The 21,482-nt window shown below is 62.6% G+C and carries 21 protein-coding genes; 15 read left to right on the top strand and 6 right to left on the bottom strand.

Going from position 1 to position 21,482, the window contains the following annotated elements:
* Nucleotides 1–33: 33 nt before the first annotated feature.
* Nucleotides 34–1,077: a DUF4325 domain-containing protein gene (locus GX444_04975; protein NLH47941.1), complete on the top strand. Its 1,044-nt coding sequence runs from the start codon at nucleotides 34–36 to the stop codon at nucleotides 1,075–1,077.
* Here GX444_04975 and GX444_04980 read toward each other — a convergent pair.
* The 3 genes from GX444_04980 to GX444_04990 all read right to left on the bottom strand — a co-directional run bounded on the left by GX444_04980 (nucleotide 1,074) and on the right by GX444_04990 (nucleotide 4,778).
* A complete protein-coding gene (locus tag GX444_04980) occupies nucleotides 1,074–3,176 on the bottom strand; it encodes a TonB-dependent receptor (protein NLH47942.1) in 2,103 nt (700 codons plus the stop codon). The genes GX444_04975 and GX444_04980 overlap by 4 nt on opposite strands.
* Before the next feature lie 194 nt (nucleotides 3,177–3,370).
* Nucleotides 3,371–4,228, bottom strand: coding sequence for a hypothetical protein (locus tag GX444_04985; protein ID NLH47943.1), 858 nt, complete (start codon nucleotides 4,226–4,228; stop codon nucleotides 3,371–3,373).
* 37 nt (nucleotides 4,229–4,265) lie between these two features.
* Nucleotides 4,266–4,778 carry a hypothetical protein gene (locus GX444_04990; GenBank protein ID NLH47944.1) on the bottom strand — a complete coding sequence of 171 codons (513 nt, stop codon included), beginning with the start codon at nucleotides 4,776–4,778 and terminating at the stop codon, nucleotides 4,266–4,268.
* 266 nt (nucleotides 4,779–5,044) lie between these two features.
* Here GX444_04990 and GX444_04995 point away from each other — a divergent pair, with 266 nt between their 5' ends.
* On the top strand, nucleotides 5,045–6,334 hold the full coding sequence (locus tag GX444_04995) for a hypothetical protein (protein NLH47945.1): 1,290 nt from the start codon (nucleotides 5,045–5,047) through the stop codon (nucleotides 6,332–6,334).
* A 78-nt stretch (nucleotides 6,335–6,412) separates the two neighbouring features.
* Here the strand turns inward: GX444_04995 and mnmE are convergent, their stop codons facing one another.
* On the bottom strand, nucleotides 6,413–7,771 hold the full coding sequence (mnmE, locus tag GX444_05000; protein NLH47946.1) for a tRNA uridine-5-carboxymethylaminomethyl(34) synthesis GTPase MnmE: 1,359 nt from the start codon (nucleotides 7,769–7,771) through the stop codon (nucleotides 6,413–6,415).
* 312 nt (nucleotides 7,772–8,083) lie between these two features.
* Here mnmE and rsmG point away from each other — a divergent pair, with 312 nt between their 5' ends.
* The 13 genes from rsmG to GX444_05065 all read left to right on the top strand — a co-directional run bounded on the left by rsmG (nucleotide 8,084) and on the right by GX444_05065 (nucleotide 19,173).
* Nucleotides 8,084–8,728 carry a 16S rRNA (guanine(527)-N(7))-methyltransferase RsmG gene (rsmG, locus tag GX444_05005; GenBank protein ID NLH47947.1) on the top strand — a complete coding sequence of 215 codons (645 nt, stop codon included), beginning with the start codon at nucleotides 8,084–8,086 and terminating at the stop codon, nucleotides 8,726–8,728.
* Between the two features lie 129 nt (nucleotides 8,729–8,857).
* The gene (locus tag GX444_05010; protein NLH47948.1) at nucleotides 8,858–9,667 is read left to right on the top strand and encodes a ParA family protein; all 810 of its coding nucleotides are present in this window, start codon (nucleotides 8,858–8,860) and stop codon (nucleotides 9,665–9,667) included.
* Nucleotides 9,657–10,541 carry a ParB/RepB/Spo0J family partition protein gene (locus GX444_05015; protein ID NLH47949.1) on the top strand — a complete coding sequence of 295 codons (885 nt, stop codon included), beginning with the start codon at nucleotides 9,657–9,659 and terminating at the stop codon, nucleotides 10,539–10,541. Before GX444_05010 ends, GX444_05015 begins: the two co-directional genes overlap by 11 nt.
* Before the next feature lie 180 nt (nucleotides 10,542–10,721).
* Nucleotides 10,722–11,150 carry a polymer-forming cytoskeletal protein gene (locus tag GX444_05020; protein NLH47950.1) on the top strand — a complete coding sequence of 143 codons (429 nt, stop codon included), beginning with the start codon at nucleotides 10,722–10,724 and terminating at the stop codon, nucleotides 11,148–11,150.
* 181 nt (nucleotides 11,151–11,331) lie between these two features.
* Nucleotides 11,332–12,753 carry a sodium:proton antiporter gene (locus GX444_05025; protein NLH47951.1) on the top strand — a complete coding sequence of 474 codons (1,422 nt, stop codon included), beginning with the start codon at nucleotides 11,332–11,334 and terminating at the stop codon, nucleotides 12,751–12,753.
* Nucleotides 12,754–12,763: 10 nt separating this feature from the next.
* Complete coding sequence (locus GX444_05030) at nucleotides 12,764–13,333, top strand: hypothetical protein (GenBank protein ID NLH47952.1); 570 nt, start codon at nucleotides 12,764–12,766, stop codon at nucleotides 13,331–13,333.
* Between the two features lie 19 nt (nucleotides 13,334–13,352).
* Nucleotides 13,353–13,784 carry an ATP synthase F0 subunit B gene (locus tag GX444_05035; GenBank protein NLH47953.1) on the top strand — a complete coding sequence of 144 codons (432 nt, stop codon included), beginning with the start codon at nucleotides 13,353–13,355 and terminating at the stop codon, nucleotides 13,782–13,784.
* Nucleotides 13,781–14,359: an ATP synthase F0 subunit B gene (locus GX444_05040; GenBank protein ID NLH47954.1), complete on the top strand. Its 579-nt coding sequence runs from the start codon at nucleotides 13,781–13,783 to the stop codon at nucleotides 14,357–14,359. The genes GX444_05035 and GX444_05040 overlap by 4 nt, the downstream gene beginning before the upstream one ends.
* Nucleotides 14,356–14,901 carry an ATP synthase F1 subunit delta gene (gene atpH / locus GX444_05045; GenBank protein ID NLH47955.1) on the top strand — a complete coding sequence of 182 codons (546 nt, stop codon included), beginning with the start codon at nucleotides 14,356–14,358 and terminating at the stop codon, nucleotides 14,899–14,901. The genes GX444_05040 and atpH overlap by 4 nt, the downstream gene beginning before the upstream one ends.
* 12 nt (nucleotides 14,902–14,913) lie before the next feature.
* Nucleotides 14,914–16,431 (top strand): F0F1 ATP synthase subunit alpha, encoded by a 1,518-nt coding sequence (locus GX444_05050; GenBank protein ID NLH47956.1) that lies wholly within the window; start codon nucleotides 14,914–14,916, stop codon nucleotides 16,429–16,431.
* A 9-nt stretch (nucleotides 16,432–16,440) separates the two neighbouring features.
* The gene (gene atpG / locus GX444_05055) at nucleotides 16,441–17,316 is read left to right on the top strand and encodes an ATP synthase F1 subunit gamma (protein NLH47957.1); all 876 of its coding nucleotides are present in this window, start codon (nucleotides 16,441–16,443) and stop codon (nucleotides 17,314–17,316) included.
* An 18-nt stretch (nucleotides 17,317–17,334) separates the two neighbouring features.
* Nucleotides 17,335–18,744, top strand: a complete 1,410-nt coding sequence (atpD, locus tag GX444_05060; GenBank protein NLH47958.1) for a F0F1 ATP synthase subunit beta — start codon at nucleotides 17,335–17,337, stop codon at nucleotides 18,742–18,744.
* A 15-nt stretch (nucleotides 18,745–18,759) separates the two neighbouring features.
* On the top strand, nucleotides 18,760–19,173 hold the full coding sequence (locus GX444_05065) for a F0F1 ATP synthase subunit epsilon (GenBank protein NLH47959.1): 414 nt from the start codon (nucleotides 18,760–18,762) through the stop codon (nucleotides 19,171–19,173).
* A 160-nt stretch (nucleotides 19,174–19,333) separates the two neighbouring features.
* Here the strand turns inward: GX444_05065 and GX444_05070 are convergent, their stop codons facing one another.
* Together GX444_05070 and GX444_05075 are read right to left on the bottom strand one after the other, a co-directional pair.
* The gene (locus tag GX444_05070) at nucleotides 19,334–20,251 is read right to left on the bottom strand and encodes a HEAT repeat domain-containing protein (GenBank protein NLH47960.1); all 918 of its coding nucleotides are present in this window, start codon (nucleotides 20,249–20,251) and stop codon (nucleotides 19,334–19,336) included.
* Between the two features lie 161 nt (nucleotides 20,252–20,412).
* A complete protein-coding gene (locus GX444_05075) occupies nucleotides 20,413–21,477 on the bottom strand; it encodes a hypothetical protein (protein NLH47961.1) in 1,065 nt (354 codons plus the stop codon).
* Nucleotides 21,478–21,482: the final 5 nt, after the last annotated feature.

The following is a 21,482-nucleotide window of genomic DNA, read 5'->3' on the forward strand; positions in this document are numbered from 1 at the left end:
AAGGTTGACAAACAACATTTCTGGGGTTGTTAAATGGTCGGAGTCAGGGTACATGGCGAGGAGATCCGGACCTATATCCTGGAAAACGTCGAAAAGCATCCGCGGGATATTGCGCGGCGCACGGCCGAGAAATTCGGTATTACCCGGCAAGCGGTCAATAAGCATCTGAAACGATTGCTGGCCGAAGGGGCACTGGTCGAATCCGGCCGAACGCGGAATCGCACCTATCGACCGGCATCGCTTGCTCAATGGACCAAAATCTATCCGATCGCGCCGGGTTTGGAAGAGGGCGCGGTCTGGTTTCATGATATCAAGCCGCATTTCGAACCATTGCCCGCCAATGTCATCGACATCTGGCAATATGGCTTCACGGAAATGTTCAACAATGCGATTGAACACTCCAATGGACAAAGCATCACGGTGAACATTGAAAAAGGGGCGGCGGCGATTCGGATTTTGGTTTTGGATGACGGCATCGGAATTTTCAAAAAGATACAGAACGCATTAGGCCTATTGGATGAACGGCATGCCGTTTTGGAGCTGTCCAAGGGAAAACTGACGACGGACGCCAAGCGGCACTCCGGTGAAGGGATCTTTTTTACCAGTCGGCTGTTCGACGAGTTCGGCATTTTTTCAGGTAATGTTGTTTTTCGCCATCAGTTCGGCGAGAAGAGGGATTGGATTATGGAACCGGATCAATGGAGACAGGGAACCGCGGTTTATCTCCAACTCAGTAACCATAGCGTCCGCACGACGCGGGAGATTTTCGACGCCTTCACCACCGGAAGCGATTACGGCTTTGATAAAACGAGCGTTCCCGTCAGGCTGGCGCGCGAAGGCGACGAAAACCTGATCTCCCGTTCGCAAGCCAAGCGGCTGCTCGCGCGGCTCGAATTGTTTCAGACGATCGTGTTCGATTTTGCAGGCGTTGAGATGATCGGCCAGGCGTTCGCGGACGAGATTTTCCGCGTTTTCGCCCGGGAGCACCCGCGGATGGAGTTGCTCGCGATCAACGCGGGCGCGGACGTGCAAAAAATGATTTCACGGGCGAAGGCGGCCACCGCGCCGGCGGATTAAAGCGAAAGCTTTAACTCGCCGTAGTAACCGGTCGGCGGCAGGTCGTTGTCGCCGTCGCCCTCGCGGTCCCACCAATAGCCGAGCCAGTTGTCGACCCGGAAGCCCAGTTCGACGTGTTTGCCGAGGGTTTTGTAGACGCGGGCGTTGGTCTGCCAGCGGTATTTGGCCTTGTACCAGAGCCCGCCCATGCCGATGTAATCGCGCGGCGACTGGTACTGGGCGCCGACGAAGCCGCCCAGGCCCCAAGGCGTGTAATCGACGAACAATTGCGAGGCGGCGTTGTGTTCCGGCACCGTGCCGAGCGACGTGTCCTCGTCCAGGTCGAAGGTCCTGGTGTAGGTGTAGTTGAGCGACCAGCGCACGTAGTCGATGGGAAACAGGGTGAGCGCGGTTTCGCCGCCGATGATCCGCGCCCGCTTGAGGTTGACGCAGGTCATCAGCGGGAAGCCGGCCAGGTAATTGTCGGCGATGATCTGCTGGTAGATCATGTCCTGCAGTTCGTATTGGAAATAGCCGACCGAGGCGTGGGCGAACTTGCCGAAAAGCTGTTCGATCTCGGCGTTCCAACCGACGGCGGCTTCGGGTTTGAGATCCTCGTTGCCGCGCAGGAAATAGCCGGTATGACGGAAAATCGGCCGGTAGAGTTGCGAAAGGGTCGGCTCGCGGAAGGCGCGGCCGATGCTGGCCCGGAAGGCGTGGTTGCCCGGCAGTTTGACCAGCGTCGAAAACTTCGGGTTGACCGTCGTGCCCCATTCGGGATGGTTGTCCACCCGCACACCCGGCACCAGCGACCAGACGCGGTCGAAGAAAAACATCTCGTCCTGCGCGAAGGCCGAAAGCACGGTCTGATAAGCGTTGTAGGCCTGGCGCGAATCGACCAGGCTGCTTTCCTCGAACGCCGAATAGTCGATACGCTCGTGCCGCCAGGAAAGGCCGCCGGAGAGCAGGTTCCAGTCGGTCAGGGCGCCGTTGCCGGCCAGTTCGCCGTTGTACTCGTCGCCGCGGGTGGTGTTGCCCTTGTTGACGAGACCGCGGATGAACTCGGGCGGCGGAAACGGGTTGTAGGTGTAGGTCGTCGAATATTCGCGGTAGCGGAACGTCCGGTGGAAGTAGGCGGCCATGCCGCTCAGGCCGAAGCGGCCGGCCGACAATTCGCCGCGCACCTGGCCGGACAACTGGGTTTTATCGTCGCTGACGTTGCCGTCGTCGGTGTCGCTGAACTGGTTGTCTTCCCAGTGATAGCGCGATTCGGCGGTCCAGGTCAGGTACGATCCCGACTGCACGCGCACCTTGCCGAACAGGTCGTTGGTTTCGTAGGGATGGCCGTCGTTGTTGGGCTCGGGTTTGGTGTCCACGACGCCCTCGCCGATTTCGACGATCGGCCGCGCGGCGTTGGCGTCGATCCAGCCGCCGGATTGCTCGCGGTTGAAATTGGCCACCCAGCCGACCGGCCCCGCGCCCCAGCTGTGAAACGCGTTGCCGCCAAACGTGTTGAAACTGCCGCCCCACAAATTAAGTTCGCCCTTGGGTTCGGTCGAGGGATCGCGGGTCAGGATGTTGATGACGCCGCCGATCGCGTCGGAGCCGTAGAGCGAACTGCTGGGCCCTTTGACGACCTCGATCCGCCGGATGAGTTGCGAGGGAATCAACTCCAGGTCGGGCGCGCGCATCGTCCAGGGCAGGCGTTGGCCGTCGATCAACACCAGAATGCGGTCGGTGGGCAGGCCCTGCAGATTGATGCCCGAGCCCGGGCCGCCGCGGCCGGACTGCTCGTAATCGTCGACGAACACCCCCGGCACCGTTTCCAGCGCGTCGCCGGCGTCGACCGCGCCGGATTTTTCCATTTCCTCCTGGGTGACGATGCTGGTGGCGACGGGCGCGTCGGAGAGGGCGTGCTTGGTGCGCGTGCCGGTCACGACGACCTCGTCGCCGGCGCGGTAGACCGGAACGGCCGCTTCAGCTTCGTCCGCGCCCGGTTCCGGCGTCGTGTCGGAATCGTCCTCCTCGGCTCGAGCGTCAATAGCCGCGCCGAGCGAAAAAGCGAACAGCAGGCTCAGAGCCAGAATCGCCAGCCAGATCGATCCAACGCCACGATTCAATTTCAAACCCCGTCAGGATATAAGGCCGTGCAAAATTGTTTTTTCAAAGGGTGCCACGGTCTTCGATCGACCAAGATCGATGGCCGTGCGAGAGATTCCGGTTGTCAGATGAGCACGGCCATGAACCCGCGATTATTCGGGTTCAAGACCGTGGCACCCCCTGATTGTCTGATTCGTTTGTCGTCAGCGGTCGATCACGGATCGACCAGCGTCACGTCCACCGTGGTCAATTGACCGGAGGTGATCGTGGTAAAGGGCACGTTCATGGCCCAGTTGTTCGGGTCCACCGAAAAATTGATGCTCTCGCCGTCGTTCGGATTGGTGTCGAGGAACGCCACGATGCGCCAGTCGCCGGTGAAATCCGTTTCGATTTCGTAATCGAACGGGAAACCGGTCCCGGGCACGTCCACCTTCGCGCTGTGATCGGGGGCCATCATCGGCAGGCCTTTCCAAAAGCCGAAAACCACCTGCGCGCCCGTCGCCGAGCCCGCGTAGGTCAGCGTGCCGTGAATGCCGGTTTTCGCCGCCGTGTCGTCGTCGTTGTCGTCGTTGTCATCGTTGTCGTTGTCGTCGTTGTCGTCGTCGCCGAGTTCGTCCGGATCCAGAAACGTCAGATCGATGCCGGGGTTGTCGCCCGCCACGATCGTCGTCGCCGCGGTCGGAATGGCCATCGGGTCGAGGCCCGGCGTCATGCCGACGCGATCTTCGGGGTCGACGTCGATGATCGCCAGCACGTAATAGGTGCCCGTGCGGTCCACACCGACCGTGAAATCGAAGGGAAACCCGGTTTCCGGGATATCGATGTAGACGTAGTAGAGCGGCGCGGCGGTCATCGGCCAGACGTCGTTGATGGCGATCATCACCTTGGATTTCGCGGTGGCCGCGTCGCCATCGTAATAAAGGGTGCCGCTGAGGGTGGCCGGATAGTCGGCCCAGGGATCGCCGTTGTCGTCGTTGTCGTTGTCGTCGTCGTCGCCCGAGCAGGCCACGGTCAGGGCCGCGAGGCCGGCGATCGCCGTCAACAGAATGAACAACCAAATTTTCAATTTCATCGTCCGACTCCTTTTCCTCGTTCTATCTCATTGAGCCCTATTCATCGGTGTCGTCGTCGAGCCACCAAAAATCGACGTCCTCGGGGTCGAGCAGCACGAAATTGCGCACATTGACCCCGGCTTGAATGGTGGTCATGGCCTCGCCCTCGTCGGGCAAGTCCATCGGATCCACTTCCGAGTTCATCATCAGGTTGACGTCGTTCTGATCGACGTCCAGAAACGCCGCCAGGTAGAAGGATTTGCCTTCGACGTACTGGTCGAGGTCGAATTCGTACTGCACCGGAAAGACGCCGTCGAAGTTCGGTACCTCGTAGTAGCGGATCGGCGGGGCGGTCATCGGCCATTCGTCGATCAGCCCGACGACCAACCGCGTGCCGTAAGCCTCGCCTTCGTATTGAATGACGCCGGTCAGCGTTCCGATGGTTTTGCCCAGATCCGTCGGATCCTCGCCGCCCTCGGTCACCTCATAACCGCTGCCGCAACCCAGGGCGAGTCCGGCGAGCAAAACGAACGCGGCGACGAGCCGCGCGACTTTCGGTTGAATGGACATCGTCCGACTTCTCCTTGCCGATGAAGACCCTTGAGTACCCGTTGCACCAGGCGATCTCCCGGGTCGAGCGGCCGGATTTTAAGTCTAACTAGTTTGAAAAAACAAGAGAAAAAATCAGACTAGGCAAAATAGCATTACTTGAAGAATAGAGTTGGATAAAGCCCCCCGGCGCCGCCGGCCGGTAAGATATTTGCTTTTTCCATTCTATTCAATATATTGCTCTCACTGCGTCGGATCGAAGGCTTTGTTTGTCCAAGAGGCGGGAAATGAAAGCAAGGTGGAATTATCCGCGATTATTGTTCTGGACCGTCGGGCTGGCGCTCCTGTTTTTCGACCTCGGTTGCGACGGCGATTCCGCTCCGGATCAAGACGAGACATCGTCGGTCGGCGACGAGGCGACCGCGCCCGCCGACCCCGGATCGAATCCGGGGCAGGCTCAAACCGGCGATGACGACGATCGCGATCGCGACGCCAAAGGCGACCACGGCGAGTACGGCAACGACGACGGTCCGTCGTTCGACGACGGCGAACCCGATCCGCCGCCGCCCGCGCATCTCTGGGCGGTTTGCGGCACCCGCGACCTGCGTCACCAATCCGCCGAAACAGGCGGTTTTTTTCTGCACTACCAAAACGAAACCTGGGAGGTCGTCGAACCGCCGGTCACGATGGGTTCGCTGCAATACCTGTCCGTCGAAACGCCGCGGCACGGCCTCGCGGCCGACGGGCAAACGCTGCTGCGCTTCGACGGCCAGGCCTGGACGGTCGACGAGGAGTACGGGGAAACCGTGACGGGCGTGACCATCTTCGGCGTACTGGCGACCGCCGACGCCGATTGGGTTTTCGGTTACGGCGCGGACTACTTTCCGGTCGTTTACCGTTATCGCGACGGGCTCTGGCAGGAGAGCGACACGTCGCAATTGCCGTCCGGCTATCTGACCCGGCCGGTCGACGCCGCCGGCACGATCCGGGCCGTGCTCATCAACATGGATAATTGGCCGGTTACTTCCGTCATTGTGCGTTACGACGAGTCGGCCGGGCAGTGGGTGACCGAATTGGCCTTGCCCAGTATCTGGATCACTCAACTGGCCTTTGCCGGCGCCGATTGGGGTCTCGCGGCCGGCACCCTGGTTTTTCCGCCGATCTCCTACAATTTGCCGCTGATTTATCAAGGTGGAACCTGGCATTTCGCGGCGCGTTTTCCCGCCGCAATCTCGTCGAGTCCGGCGTTGTCGGCGGTGGCGACGAACCGGCCCGGGAGCGGTTTCGTTTTCGGCTACGAAGCGATGAAAGTCTGGATTTACTATTCCGTTATTTACAACCTGGACGGCCGTTCCTGGAGAGAGGACGGCGGTTTCTGGAATCGAGTCATTGTTTCGGCGCAAATGGGCGCCGACGGCGTTGTCTGGGCCGCCGGTTATAATCTCACCCAGAATTCCGTTCCGCTACGGGGAATGGTCGCCTACCGCGTTCATGGTCGCTGGAATCAAGCGGATCTGCCGACCGTAACCCGGCCGAATTGGGGCGTTTGGGATCTGGCGATTTTATCGGGGAAGTGAAGATCGGACGCATAACGATTCTATTTCAAGGGTGGTTTTTTATTCCGCATTCGCCATTCCGCATTCCGCATTATTCATTCACTTTCCTACGCAGAACCGCGCGAAGATCGTATCGAGCACCTGGTCGGGCGTGGTTTCGCCGATGATTTCGCCGAGCGCGGCGGCGGCCTCGCGCAGTTCCAGCGCCGCCAGTTCGGATTTGTCGCCGGCCGTCGCCAGATCGCGCGCCGCCGCGAGATTCAGCCGCGCCTTTTCCGCCAGATTGCGGTGCCGTACGGCGGCAAGGAGCGCTTCGTTGTCGGCGCCGTCCGCGCCGAGCAATTGGACCAGTCGCCGGCGCAGTTCTTCCCCGTTCGTGCCTTCCTTGGCGCTGACGGCCAGGTCGCCGAGGCCGGCGAACGAGGCGTCGGGCGCCGCCAGATCGAGCTTGTTCCAGACCACCAGCCGGGGCACGGCGGCGAACTCGGCCAGCCATTGCCGGTCGTCGGCGGTGACGCCCACCGCGCCGTCGATGAGATAGATCGCCAGATCGGCGGCGGCGATGGTTTCGCGCGCCCAGGCCACGCCCGCGCGCTCGACGTCGTGTTCGGTCTGCCGCAGGCCGGCGGTGTCGACGAGCCGCAGTGGCAGACCCTCGATGACGACCTCGGCCTCGATCGGGTCGCGCGTCGTTCCGGCCGTTTCGTGCACCAGCGCCCGGCGCGCGCCGGCCAGCCGGTTGAACAGGCTCGATTTGCCCGCGTTGGGCCTGCCGGCCAACGCCACCACCGCCCCTTGCGCCAGCGTGCGCGCCCGCTGATGCCCGGCCAGCAGCGCCGCGACGCCCGCGTCGGCGGCGGCGATCGCCGCGAGCATCTCGCGCCGGTCGAGCGGGCCGATATCCTCGTCGGGGAAATCGATTTCCGCCTCGGCCAGGGCCAGGGCCTCGGTCAGCCGATCGCGGATTCGGCCGACGCGCTCGGACAACGCGCCGGTCAGGCGACGCCGCGCCGCGCGCGCCGCGGCGAGGCTGCGCGCTTCGATCAATTCCGCTACGGCCTCGGCCTGCGACAAATCGAGGCGCCCGCCCAGAAAGGCGCGGCGGGTGTATTCGCCGGGTTCGGCGATCCGGCCGCCATGGGCGGTCAGCGCCGCCAGCAGGGTTTCGACCACAACCGGGCTGCCGTGCAAATGGAACTCCACCACCGGTTCGGCCGTATAACTGGATTTCGCTGGAAAATAGACGAACAGCGCCTCGTCGAGCGGCTGTTTTTCGCCGTCGAGCACCGTTCCGAGCACCATTTGCCGGGGCGGCGGGGTGTGCGCCGGCGTGTGCGGCCGGAAGAATTTGCGCCCGATCGCCAGCGCGTCCGGACCCGAAAGGCGCACGATCGCCACCCCGGCCCGGCCCCGGGCCGTGGCCAACGCGGCAATGGTATCGCGACGGTCGGGCAACATGGCGGTTAATGTGCAGCAACCGACGCGGAATGCAAGCGAGGATTTACCGCCTCGCACCACGAATCGACGCAGAGGCTCTACAAAGCGTTTCGACTTGGGTTCATTCGCGGTTAAAAACCACGCCTTTTTCCCGCGTTCCGCGGGAGAAAGACGTGGCACACCAACACTCTTTTTTCATATTAAGACAGAATCGGAACCGCGAATGAACGCGAATGGGAAAACAATGGCTGTTTTTGGTTTATTCGCGTTTCATCGTGGTTTTAACCCCGGCATCTTTACCCGCGCGAGAATGTTGTTCATAGTGGGCCGGTCATGACCCACAAACCAAACCGAGCCAAACGCCAGGCGAAATCGTTCGCCGCCGCCTATCGCGAAATCGGCGTTCCGGGCGGATTGCCCGCCGCGGCCGAGGACTGTTTTACGGCCTGGTACGAGCTGCTGCTCAAATGGAACCGCACCACCAACCTGACGCGGATCACCGAGCCGGCCGACGCAGTGGCGGTGCATCTGCTCGACGCCTTGCCGCTGGCGCGCCTGCTGCCGCCGGAAAGCGATTTGCTCGATATCGGCTCGGGCGCCGGTTCGCCGGGCCTGGTGGTCGCCGCCTTGCGGCCCGACGTTCGGGTGACCTGCAGCGAAAGCGTCACCAAAAAAAGTTCCTTTTTAATGCAGGCCGCCCACGCCATGGGGTTGGCCAACGTCCGCGTCGCTGCCGCGCGGGCCGAGATGCTGGCCGAACGATTCGCGTTCGTCGGCGCCAAGGCGGTCGCCGAGCCGGCGATGTTGATCGACCGGTTCGCCCATTTGCTGCGGCCCGGCGGCACTTGGGTATTTTTCGTAACCACTCGACAAGAAACGGTTTTACCGGATGGCTACCGGGTCGCGGAAACCGTCGATTACCGGCTGCCCGGCGAGCACGGCCGGCGGCGCCTGCTGGTCGTTCGCCGGAATGAATGACCATTCATTTCGGCCTTGTGAAAGGCCGGCGGAAATGCTACAAGGAAGCCCTTTATGAATGGCTTTCTTTTCTGCTTTGCGGATGGCCGCGCGGGGCGGCCGGCAATCGCCGACTAACGGGGGACTCGCTTGGGCGGGATACTCGCCATCGCCAATCAAAAAGGCGGCGTGGGCAAGACCACGACCGCGATCAACCTGGCGTCGGCGCTGGCCATGGCGGCCCGCAAGGTGCTGCTGGTCGATTTCGATCCGCAAGGCAACACCACCAGCGGCCTGGGCGTCAACCGCGCCGAACTCGCCCACCACGTCTATCACATCCTGATCAACGGTTTCCCGATTGCCGACGCGGTGGTGCCCACGGCGATCAAAAACCTGCATTTGCTGCCGGCCGGGCGCGATCTGACCGGCGCGGAAATCGAGCTGGGCGAAAAACCCGAGTGGGAATACGCGCTGGCCGATAAGCTGCGCCCCTTCGCGGCCGACTACGATTTCGTGCTGATCGACTGCCCGCCGAGCCTCGGCCGCCTGACGCTCAACGCCTTCGTCGCCGCCGACGGCGTACTCGTGCCGTTGCAATGCGAATACTACGCGATGGAAGGCCTGTCGCAACTCCTCGAAACCATCGCCGCGATCCGCGAGGGCCTGAATCCGCGCCTGCGGCCGATGGGCATTGTGCTGACCATGTTCGACGCCCGCACCAACCTGTCGCGCCAGGTGGCCGACGAGGTCAAAAAATATTTTCCCGACCTGGTGTTCGAGGCGGTGATTCCGCGCAGCGTCCGGCTGGCGGAAGCGCCGAGCCACGGCATCCCGGTTTTTCTGCACGACATCCGTTCGAGCGGCGCGGGCGCCTACCTGGACCTGAGCCGCGAACTGCTGCAACGCTGGCCGGCGGCGGAAACGGCGCCAGCGGAAGGAGCGAGCGGCCATGACGGATAAAAAGCGCGCCCTGGGCCGCGGTTTCGACGCCCTGGTGGATCCGACGCGGGCCCGCCCGGCGGTCGAGGCGCGCGCCGGCGGCAACGTGTTGCAGGTAGCCGTCGACCGCATCAAGCCCAATCGCTACCAGCCGCGGCAGCGCTTCGACGACGTCGCCCTGCAGGCGCTCGCCGCCAGCGTGAAGCGCGACGGCGTGTTGCAGCCGCTGGCGGTGCGCCGCCACCACGCCGAGGACGCCGACTACGAGCTGATCGCCGGCGAGCGGCGGCTGCGCGCGGCCAAGCTGGCCGGTCTGCGGGAAGTGCCGTGCCACGTGATCGACGCCGGCGAGGAGGGGCTCGGCATCCTCTCGCTGGTCGAAAACCTGATGCGCGAGGATCTCAACGTGCTGGACGAGGCCGAGGCGTACCAGCAGCTGATCGACGTCTTCAGCCTGACGCAGGAACAGATCGGCGAACGGGTCGGCCGCAGCCGGGCGCACGTCGCCAACACCCTGCGGTTGCTGGCCCTGCCGGAGTTGATCCGCGCCTACCTGGCGACGGGCGAATTGACGCCGGGCCACGCGCGGGCGCTTTTGGCGCTGGACCGCGACGACGAAAAACTGGCCGTGGCCCAGGAAGTGCTGGCGCGGCAGCTTTCGGTGCGCGAAACCGAGGCGCTGGTGAAAACCGCGGCGCGGGCGCTGCGCCGGATGAAGAACGGCAAGCTGCCGAAGCCGGAACGGGTCCATCCGCACCACCATTTGGCGGAGGATTTGAAGGTGCGGCTGGGCACGAAAGTCCGGCTGACGGGCGGCAAGCAAAAGGGATCGATCGAGATTTTTTACTATACCGAGGACGAGTTGACCCGGTTGGCGGATTTGCTGATCAAGTGACCGCCGAACCGACCGAACTTGACAATTTGGTCCGCATAGGCTACCGAAAAGCGGCATCCAGACCGCGGGCCATGTTAATGCAATCAAAGGGGTTACCCCATGCTGGGACGTAAAGAGCGCGAAGAACCCGGTGATCAGCCTCAGTTCGTCTCGGGGCCGGTGACAAGGGAGGTACCAAGAATGGCGCAGGATCACGAAGTCGGCACTCTGCCTAAACCCAATACCTTTATCGGCAAAGGCAGCGAATTTGTCGGCAAGCTGTCTTTCGACGGCACCGTCCGCATCGACGGTAAAATCGAGGGCGAAATTTTCTCCAAGGGAACGTTGATTGTCGGCCCGGACGCGGAAATTTCCGCCAAGATCATGGTCGACACGGTGCATTTGTCGGGTCTCGTGCGCGGCAACATCAGCGCCGCGAAAAAGATCGTGATGAAGGCGCCGGGCAAATTATACGGCAACATCCGGACTCCGGTTTTGGTAGTGGAAGAAGGCGTCATCTTCGAGGGTAATTGCAAAATGGAAGGGTCTACTCAAACCGAGGCGGCCGCGCCGGAATTGAAACTGGGCACCCGGGATTATCGCGAACCGACGACTTCGAAGACGGAATAAACAACTGGCGTAGCGCAACGACACCGATCTCGCTGGCCCTACGCGAAGTGGGTGCATGGTGAAAGTCAGGGCTCTTTTCTTGGCCTTCCTGCTCTGCTTGGTTGCTTCGTTCAGCTGGGCTCAACAAACTTCCGTTACAAATTTCACATCGCCGGCCGCCGAGAATTCGGCGGCGCCGGCGATGGCGCCTGAAGGCGCCGCGGAAGCCGCGCCGGCGCATGGCGTTTCCGGGAGTCTTTTGCCCCTCTGGTCGGCCCTGCCCTTCGCGGGCATCCTGCTGTCCATCGCGTTGTTACCCCTGTTCGCGCCCCATTTCTGGCATCACCACTTCGGCAAGGTTTCCGCGTTCTGGGCGCTGATCTTCGCCGTGCCGTTCCTCATTCAATACCGGGGCGCGGCGCTGTACGACCTGGCGCATATCTGTCTGATCGATTACCTCCCCTTCATCATCTTGTTATGGGGATTGTTCACCGTCGCCGGCGGCATGATCGTGCGCGGCCGGTTGCGCGGCAGCCCCGGCGTCAACCTGGTCATGCTGGTCATCGGAACCGTTCTGGCCAGTTGGGTCGGCACGACCGGCGCCAGTATGCTTTTAATTCGGCCCGTGTTGCGCGCCAACGCCTGGCGGCGCCACAAGGTCCACGTGATCTGCTTCTTCATCTTCTTGGTCTCCAACATCGGCGGCAGCCTGACGCCGTTGGGCGATCCGCCGCTTTTCCTGGGTTTCATTCACGGGGTCGATTTCTTCTGGACCCTGCATCTGCTGCCGGTGACCGGATTCGTGGCGGCGACGCTGTTGATTCTGTTTTATGCCCTGGACACCTATTACTATCGAAAAGAAGAGCGGTTGCCGGCTGACGAGGGCGCCGCGGAGCCGCTCCGGGTCGACGGCCTGCTGAATCTGGTGTTCTTCGGCGGCATCATGGGCGGTGTCCTGTTTTCCGGATTGGTCGATCTGGGCAAATTCGAGCTGGCCGGCATTCACATCGCTTTTTCCAGTCTGGTGCGCGACGGCGTGATTCTCTGCATGGGCGGTCTGAGCTTGTACGCCACCCAAAAGCAGTTGCGCGCCGACAACGGTTTTTCCTGGGGGCCGATCCAGGAAGTCGCGATTTTGTTCGCGGGCATTTTCGCCACGATCATCCCGGCGCTCAGCATCTTGAAGGCGGGCAGCCATGGGGCGGCCGCGCCGCTGATCAACGCGGTGGACAAGCCGTGGCATTTTTTCTGGGTCGCCGGCGGCCTGTCGAGTTTTCTCGACAACGCGCCGACCTACCTGACGTTTTTCACCACCGCGATCGGCAAGCTGTGCCCGCCGGGCATGCCCGAAAAAGTGGCGGCGGGCGTGTTGATGGGCAAAGCGGCGGTTCTGGCGCAGTACCCCGGCGTGGAAAACGGCTTCCGATACCTCGAAGCGATCAGCGCGGGGGCGGTGTTCATGGGCGCCAACACGTACATCGGCAACGCGCCCAATTTCATGGTCAAGTCGATCGCCGAGGAAGCCGGAGTAAAAATGCCCTCGTTCTTCGGTTACATGTTCAAGTACTCGATCCCGATCCTGGTGACGACCTTCATTCTCACGACAGTCATTTTTTTCGTGTAGGAGAACGGCCATGACCCGCGCATACATCGAACTGACGCTCGAAGGCTCCGGCGAATATCTGCACGGGTTTTTCGCCGGCTTCGCCGCCGGCCGCGGCCGGCGGTTCGAGACGATTTTTGGTGGCGAAGCGGGTTTCGCCGCCGAGGGGGCCGGGCAAAAGATCAAACACGCTCTCGGGCTGGGCGGCGAGATTCACCATGTGCTCGTCGACGGCGAGGCGGCCGCGGCGTTGCGCGAGGCGCTGGCCACGGTCCGGGTGACGATCCGCGCCGAGCGGGAAGTCGAAGCGGCCCACTTCGACTACCGGTTTGCGATCTTCAATCCGGAGATCGCCGGGCGTCTGCTGGCCGCGTTGCGGGATCTGCCCGCGGGCGTGCGCCTGATCGGTCACGAGCAGAATCAGGACACGGACCCCGCGGCCCGCGGCGTCGAGCTGTACTCGCCCGCGCACGACTACGAATTGCGGGGTCACGGGCGCGCCGAGGGCCCGGTGGACAAAATCGTCGGTTTGTATCAAATATTGAGCGGCTTCGAGCAAGTCGAACTGGATTCAATGCACGTTACGTATCGCAACCGATAAACGGAAGGAAAATTTTTTCATGGATAAGATGGCGTTGAACTGGACGCTCATCGCGCAGCTTGTCATGTTCCTCGCGGCGATGGGCATCCTCTCGCGGTTCCTGTTCAAGCCGATGCTGGCCGTGCTGGCCCGTCGGGAAGAGCTGACCGAAAAGCCCCATGAAGACGCGGAAAAGCTCAAGGTCGACGCCGTCGCCGCCCGCCAAACCGTCGAGGAACAGCTCGTGCGGACGCGCCGCGACGCCGAAAAGCTGCGGCTCGAACTGCTCGGCCGGGCGACCAACCAGGAGCGCGACGTGCTCGCCGGCGCGCGGAGTCAGGCCGCGAAAATCAACGAGCAGACCCGCGGCGAACTCGACGCCTCGATCGCCCAGGTCCGGCAGCGCCTCGTCGCCGAGGCCGACGAACTGGCCGAACTGCTCACCAACAAATTACTGGAGATCCAACGATGAAACGGTCGTGGCTCTGGCTGCCGGCGGTCCTGCTGCTTCTGGCGACGGCCGCGCCGGTTCTGGCCGCCGAGGAAGAAGGTTTTCTGGAAGCGCATAAGATGCTGATCGAAAACCTGACCGCCCTCGTCAATTTCCTGATCTTCCTCTACATCATCGTCCGGTTCGCCGGGCCGAAGATGAAAGCCTATTTCGACAACAGCGCCGGCGAATACACCGCCAAGGTGACCGAGGCCGCGAAGGTGCTGGCCGACGCGCAACAGCTGCACGAGGAATGGACGTCGCGGCGCACGAAGCTGGAACAGGAAGTCGAGCGCATCAAGCACGACGTTCAGGCCATGGCCGAAGCGCAGGCCCGCGAAATCCTGGCCAACGCCCAGCGGACCGCCGAGCGCATCATCGCCGACACCAAGCGGTCGGCCGAGGGCGAACTGCTCAAGGCCAAGGAAGAGCTGCGCGCCGAACTGGTCGAGCAATTGCTCGCCGACACCGAGAAAAAACTGCAAAGCCGGCTGTCGCCCTCCCACCAACACATGTTGATCGAAGAGGCCATCAAGAAACTGGAGGCGAGCCAATGAGCAGCAACGTATTGGGACGCCGTTACGCCGGGGCGCTGCTGGACCTGGGAATCCGGGACGGCCACGCCGAACCGTACAGCGGCCAGCTCGAGGCGGCGGCCGCCGCCCTGGGCGCCGGCCCCGCCAAGAAAGTCCTGACCAGCCCGCTGTACGACCTGGAATTCAAGAAAAAGCTGATCGACCAGGTGACCGGGCCGCTCGGGCTGGCCGCGCCGGTCGCCAACCTGCTGCGGCTGTTGCTGGACAAGCACCGGATCGGTTTTCTGACCGACATCGCCGCCAGTTACCGCGAGTTGCTCGACGGCTACCTGGGCCTGATGCGGGCCACGGTCTACACGGCGGTGCCGCTCGACGGCGCGGCGCTGGGCCGGCTGCGGGTGCTGCTGCAGCGCAAGATGGGCCACCGGGTGGAACTGACCGCCAAGACCGATCCGGCGATCATCGGCGGCCTGCGGGTTCACGTCGGTTCCAAGGTTTTCGATATGACGATCACCAATCATTTATCGCGCTTGCGCGGGATGTTAAAACACCAGGTTTTGTAGGGGATTTCGCCGATGCAAATTAAAGCGGAAGAAATCAGGGAAGTAATCGCGAAGCAGATTGCCGATTACGGCAAAGAGGTCGACACCGCCGAGACCGGCATCGTTCTATCGGTCGGCGACGGCATCGCCCGTCTGCACGGACTCGAAAACGCGATGGCCAACGAGTTGCTCGAATTTCCGGGCGGGGTCATGGGCATGACCCTCAACCTGGAAGAGGACAACGTCGGCGCCGTCATCCTCGGGTCGGACCTCGAAATCAAGGAAGGCATGACGGTCAAGCGGACCGGCAAGATCGTGCAAGTGCCGGTCGGCAAGGCGATGCTCGGCCGCGTGGTCAACGCGCTGGGCATCCCGATCGACGGCAAGGGCCCGATCCAGACCGACGACTACCGGAAGCTCGAGATCAAGGCCCCCGGCATCGTCTACCGGCAACCGGTGCATCAACCGTTGCAAACGGGCATCAAGGCCATCGACTCGATGATCCCCATCGGTCGCGGCCAGCGCGAGTTGATCATCGGCGACCGCCAGACCGGCAAGACGGCGATCGCGATGGACACGATCATCAACCAGAAGAACACCGACGTGCACTGCATCTACGTCGCCACGGGCCAGAAAATGTCCACCGTCGCCCAGGTGGTCAACCGGCTCGAAAAATACGGCGCGATGGAATACACGACGATCGTCGTGGCCTCCGCGTCCGACCCGGCCCCGATGCAGTTCATCAGCCCGTACACCGGCTGCACGCTGGGCGAGTATTTCCGCGACAACGGCATGCACGCGGTCATCTTCTACGACGACCTCTCCAAGCAGGCCGCCGCGTACCGCCAGCTCTCGTTGCTGCTCCGCCGGCCGCCGGGCCGCGAAGCGTTCCCCGGCGACATCTTCTATCTGCACTCGCGGTTGCTCGAGCGCGCCGCGAAGATGAGCGACGCAATGGGCGGCGGCAGCCTCACCGCGCTGCCGATCATCGAAACCCAGGCGGGCGACATCTCGGCCTACATTCCGACCAACGTCATCTCCATCACCGACGGCCAGATCTTCCTCGAAACCGACCTGTTCTACTCGGGCATCCGGCCCGCCGTGAACGCCGGTCTGTCGGTTTCCCGCGTCGGCGGCAACGCGCAGATCAAAGCCATGAAGCAAGTCGCCGGTTCGCTCCGCATGGACCTGGCGCAATACCGCGAAATGGCGGCCTTCGCCCAGTTCGGCTCCGACCTGGACAAGGCGACGCTGGCCCAGTTGGCCCGCGGCGAACGCATGATGGAAATCCTGAAGCAGCCCCAGTACACCCCGCTGCCGGTCGAAAAGCAGGTCGTGCTGATCTTCGCCGGCGTCCGCGGTCTGCTGGACGACATTCCCCTGGATCAGCTCCAGCGCTACGAGCAGGAACTGTACCGGTACTTCGAGGAACGGCATTCCGAGCTGTACGCCAAGATTCGCGAGGAAAAGACCATCTCGAAGGACACCGAGGAAGTGCTGCGCAAGGTCATTCGGGAGTTCACCGACTTGTTCAAGGCCTCCACGAACTAGGGAGCGGCCATGGCGACGCTGAAAAGCATTAAAACACGCATCACCAGCGTGAAGAACACGCACAAGATCACCAAGGCCATGAAAATGGTCGCGGCGGCCAAGTTGCGCGGTTCCGAGGAACGGCTGCGCGCCGGCCGGCCCTACGCCGAACGGCTCGACGAGGTCATCGGCAACCTGTACCGCCGCACCGAAACCGAAGGCTTCCCCTTGCTGGAAGGCAAAAAGGAAGTCAAGAAAATCGAATTGCTGGTGATCACCTCCGACCGCGGGTTGTGCGGCAGTTTCAACAGCAACATCCTGCGCTACGCGTGGCAGACGCGGCGCAAGCTCGTCGCGGAAGGCAAGGAAGTCAGCATCAGCGTGATCGGCCGCAAGGCGGCGGATTTCTTCCGTTACCGCGACGTCGCGGCGCGACAGAAGTACCTCAACATCCTGGGTGATCACAACTACGGCCTGGCGATCCGCATCGGCGACGAGATGGTCGAGGCCTTCCAGAACGACACGGTCGACGAAGTCCGCCTGGTCTACAACGAATTCGTGTCGGCGATCGCGCAACGGATCGTCGACCGGCCGCTGGTGCCGGTCATTCTGCAGAGCCTGGAGCGCCCGGCGGGCATGGAGGCGATCGTCGATTACCGGTTCGAGCCGCAGCGCGAGGCGGTGCTGGCCGAACTGCTGCCGATGCAGATCCACTACCAGCTCTTCAAGGCGTTTCTGGAAAGCTACGCGGCGGAAATGGGCGCGCGGATGAGCGCGATGGACGCGGCGACGACCAACGCGGAAGAGATGATCGGCAAGCTGACGCTGCAGTACAACCGGGCGCGGCAGGCCGCGATCACCAATGAATTGATGGAAATTATCAACGGGGCGAATGCCATATCCTAACCGAGGAGAAGGGTCGAGATGAGCGACAGGCAACCAACCGGAAAAATCACGCAGGTCATCGGCGCGGTCGTCGACGTTCGGTTCGACGATTATTTGCCGCCGATCTACAGCGCCCTCCGGGTTACCAATCCGTCGATCAACGACAAGGACTGGAACCTGGTGCTCGAAATCGCGCAGCACTTGGGCGAGCACACCGTCCGCACCATCGCGATGGACACCACCGACGGTTTGATGCGCGGCCAGCCCGTGCTGGACACCGGCGGCCCGATCCTGGTGCCGGTGGGCCCGGCCACCCTGGGCCGCATCATCAACGTCATCGGCGAGCCGGTGGACGAAGCGGGCCCGGTGGTCACCGACAAGTACTACCCGATCCACCGCCACGCGCCGACGTACCTGGACCAGGACGTGGAGACCTCGGCGCTGGAAACGGGCATCAAGGTCGTCGACTTGCTGGCGCCTTATTCCCGCGGCGGCAAGATCGGCTTGTTCGGCGGCGCCGGCGTCGGCAAGACGGTGTTGATCATGGAACTGATCCACAACATCGCCATGCACCACGGCGGCTATTCGGTGTTCGGCGGCGTCGGCGAGCGCACCCGCGAAGGCAACGACCTGTGGCTCGAAATGAAGCAGTCCGGCGTTATCGCCAAGACCGCCCTCGTTTACGGCCAGATGAACGAACCCCCCGGCGCCCGCGCCCGCGTCGGCCTGACCGCGCTGACGGCGGCCGAATACTTCCGCGACGAGGAAGGCCAGGACGTGTTGCTGTTCATCGACAACATCTTCCGTTTCACCCAGGCCGGTTCCGAAGTGTCCGCGTTGCTCGGCCGCATCCCGAGCGCCGTCGGTTACCAACCGACCCTGGCCACGGACTTGGGCGAGTTGCAGGAACGCATCACCTCGACCAAGAAGGGTTCGATCACGTCCGTGCAGGCGATTTACGTGCCCGCCGACGACTTGACCGACCCGGCCCCGGCGACCACCTTCGCCCACTTGGACGCGACCACCGTTCTGTCGCGGCAGATCGCCGAATTGGGCATCTACCCGGCCGTGGATCCGCTGGACTCCACCAGCCGCATCCTCGACCCGCGCATCGTCGGCGACGAGCACTACAAGGTGGCCCGCGAAGTGCAGCGCATCCTGCAAAAGTACAAGGACCTGCAGGACATCATTGCGATTCTCGGCATGGACGAGCTCTCCGAGGAAGACCGGCTGACGGTGTCGCGCGCCCGCAAAATGCAGCGCTTCCTGTCGCAGCCGTTCTTCGTCGCCGCCGAGTTCACCGGCCGCGAAGGGAAATACGTCAAGCTGTCCGACAGCATCTCCGGATTCAAGAAGATCATCGCCGGCGAGATGGACGACATTCCCGAGCAGGCCTTCTACATGGTCGGCACCATCGACGAGGTCTTCGAAAAGGCCAAGACCCTTTAAGCTGGGAGTCGCGTCATGGCGGATACAATTACGGTCAAACTGGTCACCCCGCACCGCCTGTTGTTCGACGACAAGGCGACCAGCGTGGTCGGTCCGGGTAAAAACGGCGAATTCGGCGTGCTGCCGGGACACGATCCCTGGTTTCTCGGCCTTGGCATGGGACTGTTGGTCATCACCAGCCCGAACGGCGACGTGAAACGCTATTTCCTCAACGGCGGCTTTTGCCAGATCGACGACGACAACGTAGTCATCCTGGCCGAGGTCTGCGAACCGTCGAGCGAGATCGACGTCGAGCGGGCCCTGGCGGCCAAGAAGCGCGCCGAGGAGCGACTGAAGTCGGCCGGCAAGGATGAGACCCTCGACTACGTCCGGGCCGAAATGGCGATGCGCCGGGCCTTGCACCGGCTGGAAATCAACGACAACAAATAAACGATCTCGACACCCGTTGATCCCCGCCGCCCCCGAGGGCGGCGGTTTTTTTTTCGCCACCAAAAATGGGGACACCTTACTATTTGTTGGTTTTCTGAAGGTAGAAAGGGGCGATTTCAAAAAAATTGGTAGGGTGATCCCGAATGGCCCCCAGCCGCGTTCACGGAGTCGGCGCTGTCCCAAGCTGCCGAATTCGCTCTTTGACCCGAGGTACGAAATTTTCGATGTCGATCGGCGGGTTGTTGCAGTCCCAACCATGCACCTCGCACAAAGCCTCGGCGGCGCGCAAGGAAACGCCGGGGTCTTGAATGGTCACGCCGTCTTCGTGCGTCGTCGATGGCGGATCGTCAAGCATCGTTACCAGATAGGCGTGCGCCTTCCGATCGCCCAACTTCGCCAGACCCCAGGCGGCGAAAACCAAATCGGTACGATTACGCGTGGAATCTTGAAAAATCTTTTCGAAAAACGACCGCGCAGCGGGCTGGCCATAGCCGGCCAGCGCCGGTAAAACGCCGGGAACGTCGCCCAATGACAAGAGCACCGGGAAGTTCACCGGCTCCTTCATCGCGCCGGCGGAGGTGATCGCGCAAATTCGCACAAAGGAATCCGGATCGGCGGCCATCAACGGGTTCAACAACGAGGCATATTGCGTCAGTTTGTGGTTACCGACGGCCTGCGCGGCGGTGGCGCGAACTTCGGGATCCGGGTCGCGTAGCGCCCGGCCCACGCGCTCGGCCGCGTCGGGCAGATCGGCCAGATACGAAAGGACCTCGATGGTCTCTTTCTGGCGACGTTTGTCGTCGCCGGCCGCTTGATCGAGGGCGGTGACGATCCCCGCTCGCGGCAAGGCGGCCAGGCGCTCGCCGAGAGCGTCGTAAATCATCTCGGCCTCCTCGTTGGTCGAGGCGGCGCGCGCGGCGATCAGGCGATCCAAAATGGTGCGCAATTCGGCGACTCGAGCGTCCGGCGCGGGCGCGGTCACGGGCGCGGACGCGGACACGGCCGACAGGTTCTCACGATGACAGGAAGTCAGGAAAATCGACAAACACAAAATTCCGACGCAAATCGCCCGGCGCATCAGTCACCGCCCCCGCTCTTATACTTTAAACACAAACTTAGCCAGGTTATGACACTGCTGTCCATGGAATTCACAGGGAATTCGGAGGACGCTACCAATTCGAGGTCACAATATTATTTTTTTTCACGAACACGGATCAATAGGATGGTGAAACGAATTAATTATTGCGCGGCGGCACGGTAGGCGTCGTAGTAGAGAATGGCCGCGAAGAGCGCGTCGACGATCCGCTTTTGCACGTCGGGCCGGAACAGCAGCGCGGCTTCCTGCGGGTTGCTCATGAAGCCGACCTCGATCAGCACCGCCGGCATTTGCGCGCCCGCCAGCACGAAGAACGGCGCCTGCTTGACGCCGCGGTTGTCGATTTTCATCGCCAGATCCAGCCGCGCCTGCAACGCCACCGCCAGCCGCTCGGAGGCCGTCAGGTTTTCGGTGCGGATCATGTCGCCGAGAATCGCCTCCAAGTCGCCGCCGGACGTCTCGAACGACGGCGCCGCGCCGTCGGCGATCTCCGCGCCGTTTTCGAGGGCGGCCAGGCGGGCGGCGCGATCGTCCGACGATTTCAAGGAGAGGAAATACACCTCGAAGCCCGTCGCCGCGTGGCTGTAGGCGCCGTTGGCGTGAATCGAAATGAACAGGTCGGCGCCCTCGCGATTGGCGGTGTTGGTGCGTTCCGGCAACGGGATGAACGTATCGTCGCGGCGGGTCAGAATGATCGCGGCGTCGGTCTCGCGGGTGAAGCGGTCGGCCAACTGGCGGACCAGGGCCAGGTTGACGTCCTTCTCGCGATGCCCGGCCGGGCTGCGCGCGCCGGGATCGTGGCCGCCGTGGCCCGCGTCCAGCACGATTTTATGCAAGCTCAGCAGATGATGCCGTTCGCCCGCCAGATCGGTGACGAGCTGCGATTCGATCAGGGGCGGCGGCGCGGCCGACAATTCGGCGAAGGTCATGGGCCGGCCCGTCAATTGCGGCCAGGCGCGCTCGAAAAAAGCGAGCGGCACGAAGAGCCGGCCGGCCAGGAAACGCGGCGTCGCGCCCAGCGGCACGACCTGGCCGTTGACCAGGGCGTAATCGGAAAAGGCGGAAAGCGCGGCCAACTTGTCCTCCCAGCGAATGGTCAGCCGCCGGCCGGCGGCGTTCCACACCGTGGTGGCACCCAGGGCTTGCAGCAGCGATTCGGCAGGCAGATAAATGACGTCGCCGACGCGGTACGCCGCTCCGACGGGCACCTCTT

The organism is Myxococcales bacterium (assembly GCA_012517325.1).
Classification (GTDB): Bacteria; Lernaellota; Lernaellaia; order Lernaellales; family Lernaellaceae; genus JAAYVF01.

Excerpts from the sequence above, each read along its gene's own strand:
- GX444_04975 (NLH47941.1), top strand. The coding sequence starts at position 34 with ATGGTCGGAGTCAGGGTACATGGCGAGGAGATCCGGACCTATATCCTG.
- GX444_04985 (NLH47943.1), bottom strand. The coding sequence starts at position 4,228 with ATGAAATTGAAAATTTGGTTGTTCATTCTGTTGACGGCGATCGCCGGC.
- GX444_04990 (NLH47944.1), bottom strand. The coding sequence starts at position 4,778 with ATGTCCATTCAACCGAAAGTCGCGCGGCTCGTCGCCGCGTTCGTTTTG.
- GX444_04995 (NLH47945.1), top strand. The coding sequence starts at position 5,045 with ATGAAAGCAAGGTGGAATTATCCGCGATTATTGTTCTGGACCGTCGGG.
- mnmE (NLH47946.1), bottom strand. The coding sequence starts at position 7,771 with ATGTTGCCCGACCGTCGCGATACCATTGCCGCGTTGGCCACGGCCCGG.
- rsmG (NLH47947.1), top strand. The coding sequence starts at position 8,084 with ATGACCCACAAACCAAACCGAGCCAAACGCCAGGCGAAATCGTTCGCC.
- GX444_05015 (NLH47949.1), top strand. The coding sequence starts at position 9,657 with ATGACGGATAAAAAGCGCGCCCTGGGCCGCGGTTTCGACGCCCTGGTG.
- GX444_05020 (NLH47950.1), top strand. The coding sequence starts at position 10,722 with ATGGCGCAGGATCACGAAGTCGGCACTCTGCCTAAACCCAATACCTTT.
- GX444_05025 (NLH47951.1), top strand. The coding sequence starts at position 11,332 with ATGGCGCCTGAAGGCGCCGCGGAAGCCGCGCCGGCGCATGGCGTTTCC.
- GX444_05030 (NLH47952.1), top strand. The coding sequence starts at position 12,764 with ATGACCCGCGCATACATCGAACTGACGCTCGAAGGCTCCGGCGAATAT.
- GX444_05035 (NLH47953.1), top strand. The coding sequence starts at position 13,353 with ATGGATAAGATGGCGTTGAACTGGACGCTCATCGCGCAGCTTGTCATG.
- GX444_05040 (NLH47954.1), top strand. The coding sequence starts at position 13,781 with ATGAAACGGTCGTGGCTCTGGCTGCCGGCGGTCCTGCTGCTTCTGGCG.
- atpH (NLH47955.1), top strand. The coding sequence starts at position 14,356 with ATGAGCAGCAACGTATTGGGACGCCGTTACGCCGGGGCGCTGCTGGAC.
- GX444_05050 (NLH47956.1), top strand. The coding sequence starts at position 14,914 with ATGCAAATTAAAGCGGAAGAAATCAGGGAAGTAATCGCGAAGCAGATT.
- atpG (NLH47957.1), top strand. The coding sequence starts at position 16,441 with ATGGCGACGCTGAAAAGCATTAAAACACGCATCACCAGCGTGAAGAAC.
- atpD (NLH47958.1), top strand. The coding sequence starts at position 17,335 with ATGAGCGACAGGCAACCAACCGGAAAAATCACGCAGGTCATCGGCGCG.
- GX444_05065 (NLH47959.1), top strand. The coding sequence starts at position 18,760 with ATGGCGGATACAATTACGGTCAAACTGGTCACCCCGCACCGCCTGTTG.
- GX444_05070 (NLH47960.1), bottom strand. The coding sequence starts at position 20,251 with ATGCGCCGGGCGATTTGCGTCGGAATTTTGTGTTTGTCGATTTTCCTG.